The sequence below is a fragment of the Methylibium sp. genome (genome assembly GCF_013817365.1).
Taxonomy (GTDB): Bacteria; Pseudomonadota; Gammaproteobacteria; order Burkholderiales; family Burkholderiaceae_C; genus Methylibium.
The window spans coordinates 1-9,367 of the sequence record NZ_JACDCU010000124.1; the positions used below are offsets into that span (position 1 = coordinate 1).

The following is a 9,367-nucleotide window of genomic DNA, read 5'->3' on the forward strand; positions in this document are numbered from 1 at the left end:
GGCCGCGTCTGTGCGCTCCGGGACGCTGCCGGGCGGTGTCGCCCCGTCGAGTGCCTCGCGCAGCGTGGCGATCAGCGCACCGCGCAGTGCCGCCCAGGCGCGGCCGCCGCGCAGCACATGGCGTTGATTGACTTCGAGTTCGATGCCGACGTACGCCTCGGCGGGATGGTGACGGCGCAGCAGCGCCGTCAGGCCGTCGCCGCGGCCCGCGTACGGATAGTTGCGGCGCACGTTCAAGCCCGGGCACCGCCTGGCAAGCGCCTGGCGCCAGCGCGCCGCGAGCAGCACCTCGCTCGGGCGTGCCGGGTCGTAGAGCAGGCCAACGTCAGCGTTGCGCACGACGCCGTCCCACACCGGCGTGAAGCTGTGCGAGGCGATGTGCACCACGCGCCGGCCCGGCTCCAAGGCGCGCTGCACTTCGGCCAGCACGCGGTCGCGGTGGGGCTGGTGATAGCGGCTGGCGATCTCGGCGCGCTCGGCCGCGCTGAGCGCTCGCGTCGCCTCGGAGTAGAGCTGCCGATGGCCGATCGAGCGGTTCAGGTCGATGAGCAGGCGCGTGGTGCTCGACGCATGCAGCGGCGCGCCAAAGGCCGCGGCCATCTCGCGGGCCAGTTGCAGGGCGCCGAAATCCCAGCCGCGGTGCGTCTCGAGCAGCGCGCCGTGCTCGGCGAACAGGGCCCGGTAGCGCGGCGGCACGCGTCGCCCCCCGTGCTCGCAGGTGATCAGCAACCGGTCCACGAGGCGCTTCGGGTGGCGGGCGACCGCTTCAGGATCGGTGAGGCGCAGAGCGGGGTCGCCGGTTCGCGATGGGTTCAGCGCCCCAGCGCGTCGGACCAATCGAGTTCGCCGCGTGTCTCGAAGGGCATGTCGACGAATCCCGCGCCGGCCAGCTTGCCCTGCAGCACGTAGTCCAAGCGCGACATGTCTCTGCGGCCCACCGCACTGATGGCCTGGCGCACCGCTTGCAGGGCCGACACCGTGACCGGTATCGCCACGACAGCCTCGCCGTATCGCGGCACGGTGCCCGCGACATCGGAAACGCCGCTGGCGAAGGGTTGGCCGCGCACATCGAGCTCGATGAAGGCGCCGTTGAAGTCGAGCGCCGCATCGTTCGGGTTCTGCAGGCGCAGTTTAACGAGGAAGCGCAACTCCAGACCCTCGCCGGGCAAGGGCTCCACGGCAGCAATCGCCACCCGCACCGGCTCATGCCGCGTCAAGCCCGCGCACGCACTCAAAGCGAGGGCGAGGAGCAAGGCGACAAGGCGGATCAGCATGGCGAATGAGGGAAAAAAAGCCCGCCTAAGCGGGCTTTTGCAGGGGTGGCGGAGACGAAGGGATTCGAACCCTTGATGGAGTTTTAAGCCCCATACTCCCTTAGCAGGGGAGCACCTTCGGCCACTCGGTCACGTCTCCTCGCCGGCGGCCATTATGCAGCAGGCATCGGGGCCGGCGCATCGAGGCCGAAGGCCTTGTGCAGAGCGCGAACCGCCAGCTCCATGTACTTCTCGTCGATGACCACGCTGGTCTTTATCTCCGAGGTGGAAATCATCTGGATGTTGATGCCCTCCTCCGAGAGCACCCTGAACATCTTGCTGGCCACACCGACGTGGCTCCTCATGCCGATGCCGACGATGCTGACCTTGCAGATCTTCGGATCGCCCGTCACCTGCTCGGCGCCGGTGGCCGGCAGCACCGAAGCCTCGAGCAACTCGATCGTGCGCACGTAATCGTTGCGGTGCACCGTGAACGAAAAGTCGGTGCGACCATCGTGCGACACGTTCTGGATGATCACATCCACATCGATGTTCGCGTCGGCCACCGGGCCGAGGATCTGGAAGGCGATGCCCGGCCGGTCGGGCACGCCCGTCACGGTGACCTTGGCCTCATCGCGATTGAAGGCGATGCCCGACACGACAGCTTGTTCCATGTTCTCGTCTTCCTCGAAGGTGATCAGGGTGCCCGACGCGGCTTCTTGCGCCAAGTCGATGTCCCAGGGCGTGAAGCTCGACAGCACGCGCAGCGGCACGCGGTACTTGCCGGCGAATTCGACCGAGCGGATCTGCAGCACCTTGGAGCCCAGGCTGGCCATCTCGAGCATTTCCTCGAAGCTGATCGCCGCCAGGCGCCGCGCCTCGGGCACGACTCTCGGGTCGGTCGTGTAGACGCCATCGACGTCGGTGTAAATCAGGCATTCGGCGGCCTTCATGGCCGCAGCCACCGCCACCGCCGAAGTGTCCGAGCCGCCGCGGCCCAGCGTGGTGATGTGGCCGTCGGGGTCGATGCCTTGGAAGCCGGTGATCACCACCACCTTGCCGGCGCCCAGATCGGCACGTACGCGCGCGTCGTCGATGCGCTGAATGCGCGCCTTCGTGAAGGCGCTGTCGGTTTGCACCGGCACCTGCCAACCGGTATAGCTGACCGCGTCCAAACCCTCGGCCTGTAGCGCGATGGCCAGCAGCCCGACCGAGACCTGCTCGCCGGTGGCGGCGATCATGTCGAGCTCGCGATGGAACGATGCGGTTTCGTTGCCCGGCGCGAGTTCCCTGGCCAGGCCGAGCAGGCGGTTGGTCTCGCCGCTCATCGCCGAAGGCACGACCACCATCTGATGGCCGGCACGGTGCCACTTGGCGACGCGCTTGGCCACGTTGCGGATGCGCTCGGTCGAGCCCATCGACGTGCCGCCGTACTTGTGAACGATCAATGCCATGAGGAAAAGCGCGAAGAGGGTTGAGGCGCAGTGCCTGGCGCCGCGAAACCCGCGAGTTTAGCGGGCCGCCACGGCGTTCCAACCGGGCGGCGGCCGGCTCAAGGCGAGCCGGCAGTCTCCCAGCGCAGCACCAGCTGCGGCTCGCCGGGGGCAGCGATCACTCGCGCATCGATGCCGAGTCCGGGCACGAAGACCAGTTGGCCCGCGTTGAGCAGCAGCGGTCCCTCGCGCGCCCAGGCCGGTAGCGCGGCAGCCTGGAACTGCTTCTTCAGGCTGCGCGGCGGACGCCCGGGTGCGCCCTGGAACTGCTCGCCGCCACTGCGTGGCGCAAGCTCCAGCCGCGCCAACCGTGCAAGCGCCACGCCACCTTCGCCGGCACGCAGGGCGACCAGCACGCCGCCCCACCCGGGCAGCGGATAGCGTCCGGCTCGGTGCAGGCTGACGCTGCTCTCGCGGCACACCTTCGCACCGGCAATGGGAAGCGGCTCGAACGCCAGTCGGCCGCGATAACGCCGCAGGCCACCGGCCTGCAAGGACCAGCGCGCCGGGGCAGCAGCCGCCGGCAATTCGCGCATCAAGCGTTCGACCTCCGCCGCACTCGGGCTCTGCCCGCTCGCCTTGCGAAGCCAGGCACGCAAGGCGTTGCAGGCCCGGTAAGACGGCAGCCGCTCCCAGGCGGCGAGTTCGAGCGCGGGCCCTTTGCTGCAGCCCGCGAGATCGATCGCGGCCAGATCAGCCGCGCACGCGCTCGCCTGCTGCGCCCAGGCGGCCGCATCGGCCAGCGTGGTTTCAGCCTGCGGAAAAGCTTCGCACAGCGCCGGCCAGACCGCCAGGCGCAGACGGTTGCGCGCAAAGCGCGGGTCGGCGTTGCTGTCGTCTTCGATGTGGCGCAGCCGGTGCGCGAGCACATAAGCCTCGATGGCCGAGCGCGGCTGCTCGAGCCACGGCCGCACCCAGGTCAGGCCGTCGCGTTCGATGGAACCCGGCATGGCGGCCAGGCCCGCGACGCCGGCGCCGCGCAGCGCCTGGAGCAACAGCGTCTCTGCCTGATCACGGCGGTGGTGCGCCAGCAAGACCGCGTCGGCGCCACATTCCACGGCCATGCAGCGCAGCGCCTCGTAGCGTGCCGTTCGAGCTGCCGCCTCGATACTTTCTCCGGTCGCCGGCTGCAGCCCCAGCCGCTCGGCCTTGAAGCGCACGGGCAGCCCCGCCTCCGCCCAGCCGCGGCACTGGTGTTCGCAGTGCGCGAGCCAGTCGTCGGCGTGGCGGCTCAGCCCGTGGTGCACATGCAGCGCACAGACGGTGAGGCGGGTCTGCGCGGCGGCCTGCAGCGTCGCGTGAAGCAGGGCGGTCGAGTCGCGCCCGCCGCTGTAGGCCACCGCGACCGTGGCCGCCGGGCCGTTGGAGGGCAAAACGGGAACGCTTTGCCCGTTCGGCCCGTCCGGGTTTGGACAGGCAAGCCCGGAGCCGCACGCCTCACCGCTCGGTGGTGTCGGTGTAGCGGCCGTAACTCTTGAGCCGTGCATAGCGTTTGTCGAGCAGTTCCTGCGGCTTGAGATCGACCACCTGCCGCAGTGCGTCGCCGAGGGCACGCTTGAGGTACGCGGCCATCTGCAGTGGATCGCGATGGGCGCCGCCGACCGGCTCGCTGACGATCTTGTCGATGAGCCCGAGCGCCTTCAGCCGGTGCGCGGTGATGCCCATCGCTTCGGCGGCGTCGCTGGCGCGCTCGGCGGTCTTCCACAGGATCGAGGCGCAGCCCTCCGGCGAGATCACCGAATAGACCGAATACTGCAGCATCAGCACCTGATCGCCGACGCCGATGGCCAGCGCCCCGCCCGAGCCGCCCTCGCCAATGATGGTGGTGATGATCGGCACCTCCAGCCCGGCCATCACGAAGATGTTGTGACCGATGGCCTCGCTCTGCCCGCGCTCCTCGGCGCCGATCCCCGGATAAGCGCCGGGCGTGTCGACGAAGGTGAACACCGGCAAGCCGAACTTCTCCGCCAGCTCCAACAGCCGAAGCGCCTTGCGATAGCCCTCCGGGCGCGACATGCCGAAGTTGCGCGCCGCGCGCTCCTTGGTGTCCCGCCCCTTCTGGTGCCCGAGCACCATGCAGGCCTGGCCGTTGAAGCGCGCCAGGCCGCCGACGATGCTCTGGTCGTCGGCGAAGCTGCGGTCGCCGTGCAGTTCCTGGAACTCGGTGAAGACTTCGTTGATGTAGTCGAGCGTGTAGGGCCGCTGCGGATGGCGCGCGATCTGTGTCACCTGCCAGGGCGTGAGCTGCGCATAAACCTCCTTCGTCAGCTGCAGGCTCTTCTTGGAGAGGCGGTTGATCTCCTCGGAGATGTCGACCGCCGACTCGTTCTGCACGTAACGCAACTCGTCGATCTTGCTCTCGAGCTCGGCGATCGGCTGCTCGAACTCCAGGAAATGCTTCTTGCTCACTGGAACCCCTCGTTTTTTCAGGCCCGGACAATTGTCTCAGGAGGCCAGCGGCAGCGGGTCCAGGCTGCGCCACAGATACCAGGTGGCGACCGAGCGGAACGGCGCCCACGCATCGCCGACCTCGCGCGCCTCCACCCTGGAAACCGGCTCGCCGCTGAAGTAATGCCGGCTGATGCCTTGCAACAGCCCGACGTCGTCGAGCGGCAGCACGTCGGGGCGCATCAGGTGGAAGATGAGGAACATCTCGGCGGTCCAGCGGCCAATGCCGCGAATCGCCACCAGCTCCTCGATGATGGCCTCGTCGTCCATCGCCACCCAGGCCTTGACGTGCACGCTGCCGGCGTCGAAGTGCCCGGCGAGGTCGCGCAGATACTCGATCTTGCGCGCCGACAGGCCGGCCAGCCGCATCGCCGCCACCTCCAGCGCCAGCACTTCCCCCGGCAACACCCGCGCAGAAGCATTGCCCGCCAGCGCGACGAAGCGCTCCCACACGGCCTGCGCCGCCTTCACCGAGATCTGCTGGCCGATGATGGAGCGCGCCAGCGTGGTGAAGGCGTCGCCGCGGCACTGCAGCCGCGCCTCGCCGAGCTGCGGAATGAGCTTTCTCATCACGCGGTCGCGCTTGCCGAGGTGCTTGCAGGCCTCGTCCCAATAGTCGGGCGTGACGAGACTGGAGCCGCGGGGCGACATGCTGGTTCCGGTGAGCGCGGCGGCCGAGGCGGGCGAGCCGCTCAGGCCTTGACCCAGGTCGTGCCGGCGGCCGAATCCTTGAGCACGATGCCTTCGGTGGCCAGCGCCTCGCGGATGCGGTCGGCCTCCACGAAATTCCTTGCCGCCTTGGCTGCGGCGCGCGCGGCGATGCGCTCGGCGATGTGCGACTCCTCGACGCCTGAACCACCCTGCAGATAGTCGGCCGGCGGTTGCTGCAGCAGGCCCAGGGTGGCGCCGAGCGCGCGCAAGAGCAGGGCGGACTCCGGCGAGCGGCTGCGATTGACCTCGCCCGCCAGATCGAACAACACCGAGGTCGCGATCGGCGTGTTGAAGTCGTCGTCCATCGCCGCCTTGAATCGCGCCGCATGCGGATCCGACCAGTCGATCGCCGTCGATGCCGGGGAAGGTGTCACCGCGCCGAGCGCGGTATACAGCCGCCGCAGCGCATTGCGCGCATCGTCGAGTCCCGCGTCGCTGTAGTTGAACGGGCTGCGGTAATGCACGCGCAGCATGAAAAAGCGCAGCGTCTCGCCGTCGTAGTGCTGCAGCACGTCGCGGATGGTGAAGAAGTTGCCGAGCGACTTCGACATCTTCTCGTTGTCGACATTGAGAAAGCCGTTGTGCATCCAGACCTTGACGAAGCTCTCGCCGCTGCCGAGGTGGAAGGCGCCATCGCTTTGCGCAATCTCGTTTTCGTGATGTGGGAACTGCAGGTCCATGCCACCGCCGTGGATGTCGAAGCGCTCGCCGAGCAGCGCATGCGCCATGGCCGAGCACTCGATGTGCCAGCCCGGGCGGCCGGCACCGAAGGGCGCGTCGTATTTTGCATCGGCGGGCTCGTCCGGCTTGGCGGCTTTCCACAACACGAAGTCCAGCGGGTCGTCCTTGCCCTCCAGAACGGCGACCCGTTCGCCAGCGCGCAGCTGATCGATCGACTTGCCGGAAAGCCGGCCGTAGCCGGGAAACTTCCGCACCGAAAAGTTGACGTCGCCAGCCGGCGCCCGGTAGGCCAGGCCGTTCGCTTCGAGCCGCTCGATCAAGCCCACCATCGCACCGACATGATCGGTCGCGCGCGGCTCGAAAGTGGGCGGCTCGATGCCGAGCGCACCGATGTCGCGGTGCATCGCGGCGGTCATCTCGTCGGTCAGCGCGCGGATGGTGACGCCGCGCTCGATCGCGCGCTTGATGATCTTGTCGTCGATGTCGGTGATGTTGCGAACGTAGGTCACGCGAAAGCCCGACACCTTGAGCCAGCGTTGCACCACGTCGAAGGCCATCATCATGCGCGCATGGCCGACGTGGCACAGGTCGTAGATCGTCATGCCGCACACGTACATCCGCACGTGCCCCGGCTCGATCGGCTCGAACGGCTCGATGCTACGGCTCAGGGTGTTGTGAATGCGCAGGCTCATCGGGCGAAGGTCGCGGCGGCGACGCGCGGCGACAGGCCCGCGTTCGGCAAGCGCCGCAGTATAGCGATGGCACTGCTCGCGCCAAGGCACTTGTGACGGGGCCACAATCCCTGCCGGTACGGGTCCTTTCGCGGCCCTCGAGACAGGAGAAAGCCGGATGGTTTCAAGACTTTGGGCCCTGCCCTGCGCGCTGCTGATGACACTGGGAATGCACACTGGCGCACTGGCGCAAAAGGTGCGCCTGGCCACCAGTCTGGGCGATATCGTGCTGCAACTCGATCGCGAGAAAGCGCCCAAGACCGTCGACAACTTTCTCGGCTACGTGAAGAACGGTCACTACAAGGGCACGGTCTTTCACCGAGTGATTCCCACCTTCATGATCCAGGGCGGTGGCATGGACAAGGACATGGTCGAGAAGAAGACGGCTGCGCCGATCGCCCTGGAGAACAAGGGCGGCTTGCGCAACGCCCGCGGGACGGTCGCAATGGCCCGCACGAACGAGCCCAATTCCGCGACCGCGCAGTTCTTCATCAACGTGCAGGACAACGTTTTCCTCGACCCCGCCAACGCGCGCGACGGCAACGGCTACGCGGTGTTCGGCAAGGTGATCGACGGCATGGACGTCGTCGACAAGATCCGCGCCGTGCCGACCACCACCACCGGCGGCCACCAGGACGTGCCGGTCGATCCGGTGATCATCAAGTCAGCCACGCTGGAGAAATGACATGACAAGATTCGTTGAACTGCACACCAACCACGGCATGATCCGCGCCGAACTCGACGACACCAAGGCGCCCAAGTCGGTCGAGAACTTTTTCGCTTACGTGGCCGACGGTCACTACGACGGCACGGTGTTTCACCGCGTCATCAAGGGCTTCATGGTGCAGGGTGGCGGTTTCGCGCCGGGCATGACGCAAAAGCCGGCCAAGGCGCCGATCGCCAACGAAGCCAACAACGGCTTGAAGAACCTCAAGTACTCGCTGGCCATGGCGCGCACCAACGCGCCGCACTCGGCCAGCGCGCAGTTCTTCATCAACGCCGCCGACAACGGCTTTCTCGACCACAAGTCCGAGAGCCCGCAGGGCTGGGGCTACGCGGTGTTCGGCAAGGTGGTCGAGGGCACCGAGGTCGTCGATGCGATCGAGCGCTCCAAGACCGGCCACCGCGGCGGCTTCGACGACGTGCCGCTCGAAGACGTGGTGATCGAGCGTGCGGTCGAGGTCACCGGCTGAGGCGCGCACCACCGCAAATCACGAGCGCACGGTGACCGCAAGCCAAGCTTGGCACGGAGCGGGCCCGCCACTGCCGCAGTTCTGGGAGTTTGCGGCTCCTCCGGCATGGCTCAGCATCGACTTCATCTCCGATCTGCACCTGCAGGCCAGTCAACCCCGCACGACGCAGGCCCTGGCTGCGCATTTGCTCCACACCTCGGCCGATGCAGTCTTCATCCTCGGAGATCTGTTCGAGACCTGGGTCGGTGACGACGCGCGACACGACGCCTTCGAGGCGAGCATTGCCGACATGCTGAAGGACGCCTCGGCGCGGCGCAGCCTTGCTTTCATGGCCGGCAACCGCGACTTCCTGCTCGGTGGGAGTTTTCTGCAGGAATGCGGCGTGATGGCCCTGCCCGACCCGACCGTGCTCGTGGCCTTCGGCAAGCGACTGCTGCTGACACACGGCGACGCGCTGTGTCTGGGCGACACCGCCTACCAGCGCTTTCGCGGCGAAGTTCGCACGGAGCAATGGCGGCGATCCTTTCTGAAGCGGCCGCTCACGGAGCGTCGCGCCTTGGCCGCTCGCATGCGCGAGGGCAGCGCCGAGCACCAGCGTGCTCAGCCGGCGCAAAGCGGGGCCGACGTCGACCCTGCGGCCGCCGTGCAATGGATGCACGAGGCGGCCACGCGGCTCCTCGTGCATGGCCACACTCATCGTCCCGCCACCGAGGAGATCGCGCCGGGCTTTACGCGCCTGGTGCTCACCGATTGGGAACTCGACCGCACGCCGGCGCGCTGCGGTGTGCTGCGCCTGAGCGAGCGCGGCCTCGAGCGTGTCGCCCCCGCAGGCCCGGCGCCGGCCGCTTGACCGTGAT

General features: G+C 67.8%; 10 protein-coding genes and 1 tRNA gene. 3 read left to right on the plus strand and 8 right to left on the minus strand.

Annotated features, from left to right (window positions below; all coding sequences use genetic code 11):
- The 8 genes from H0W38_RS09630 to cysS form a co-directional block, all read right to left on the minus strand.
- A partial coding sequence (locus H0W38_RS09630; RefSeq protein ID WP_292453267.1) for an N-formylglutamate amidohydrolase occupies positions 1-738 on the minus strand: 738 nt, incomplete at its 3' end.
- A gap of 74 nt (positions 739-812) precedes the next feature.
- Positions 813-1,274 (minus strand): LEA type 2 family protein, encoded by a 462-nt coding sequence (locus H0W38_RS09635; RefSeq protein ID WP_292453269.1) that lies wholly within the window; start codon positions 1,272-1,274, stop codon positions 813-815.
- Positions 1,275-1,320: 46 nt separating this feature from the next.
- Positions 1,321-1,413, minus strand: a tRNA-Ser gene (locus H0W38_RS09640).
- Positions 1,414-1,426: 13 nt separating this feature from the next.
- Entirely contained in the window at positions 1,427-2,707 is a 1,281-nt protein-coding gene (locus tag H0W38_RS09645; RefSeq protein ID WP_292453271.1) for an aspartate kinase, read from the minus strand.
- Positions 2,708-2,805: 98 nt separating this feature from the next.
- On the minus strand, positions 2,806-4,119 hold the full coding sequence (tilS, locus tag H0W38_RS09650) for a tRNA lysidine(34) synthetase TilS (protein WP_292453275.1): 1,314 nt from the start codon (positions 4,117-4,119) through the stop codon (positions 2,806-2,808).
- Positions 4,120-4,183: 64 nt separating this feature from the next.
- Positions 4,184-5,155 carry an acetyl-CoA carboxylase carboxyltransferase subunit alpha gene (locus H0W38_RS09655; RefSeq protein WP_292453278.1) on the minus strand — a complete coding sequence of 324 codons (972 nt, stop codon included), beginning with the start codon at positions 5,153-5,155 and terminating at the stop codon, positions 4,184-4,186.
- A gap of 36 nt (positions 5,156-5,191) precedes the next feature.
- The gene (locus H0W38_RS09660; protein ID WP_292453281.1) at positions 5,192-5,845 is read right to left on the minus strand and encodes a DNA-3-methyladenine glycosylase 2 family protein; all 654 of its coding nucleotides are present in this window, start codon (positions 5,843-5,845) and stop codon (positions 5,192-5,194) included.
- A gap of 41 nt (positions 5,846-5,886) precedes the next feature.
- Positions 5,887-7,278 carry a cysteine--tRNA ligase gene (cysS, locus tag H0W38_RS09665; protein WP_292453284.1) on the minus strand — a complete coding sequence of 464 codons (1,392 nt, stop codon included), beginning with the start codon at positions 7,276-7,278 and terminating at the stop codon, positions 5,887-5,889.
- A gap of 196 nt (positions 7,279-7,474) precedes the next feature.
- Between cysS and H0W38_RS09670 the strand changes: the two genes are divergently transcribed.
- From H0W38_RS09670 to H0W38_RS09680, 3 genes are read left to right on the plus strand one after another with little or no spacing between them, the layout of a single operon-like run.
- Complete coding sequence (locus H0W38_RS09670; protein ID WP_292453292.1) at positions 7,475-8,002, plus strand: peptidylprolyl isomerase; 528 nt, start codon at positions 7,475-7,477, stop codon at positions 8,000-8,002.
- A 1-nt stretch (position 8,003) separates the two neighbouring features.
- Complete coding sequence (locus H0W38_RS09675; RefSeq protein WP_292453286.1) at positions 8,004-8,510, plus strand: peptidylprolyl isomerase; 507 nt, start codon at positions 8,004-8,006, stop codon at positions 8,508-8,510.
- A 31-nt stretch (positions 8,511-8,541) separates the two neighbouring features.
- Positions 8,542-9,360 carry a UDP-2,3-diacylglucosamine diphosphatase gene (locus H0W38_RS09680; protein WP_292453288.1) on the plus strand — a complete coding sequence of 273 codons (819 nt, stop codon included), beginning with the start codon at positions 8,542-8,544 and terminating at the stop codon, positions 9,358-9,360.
- Positions 9,361-9,367: the final 7 nt, after the last annotated feature.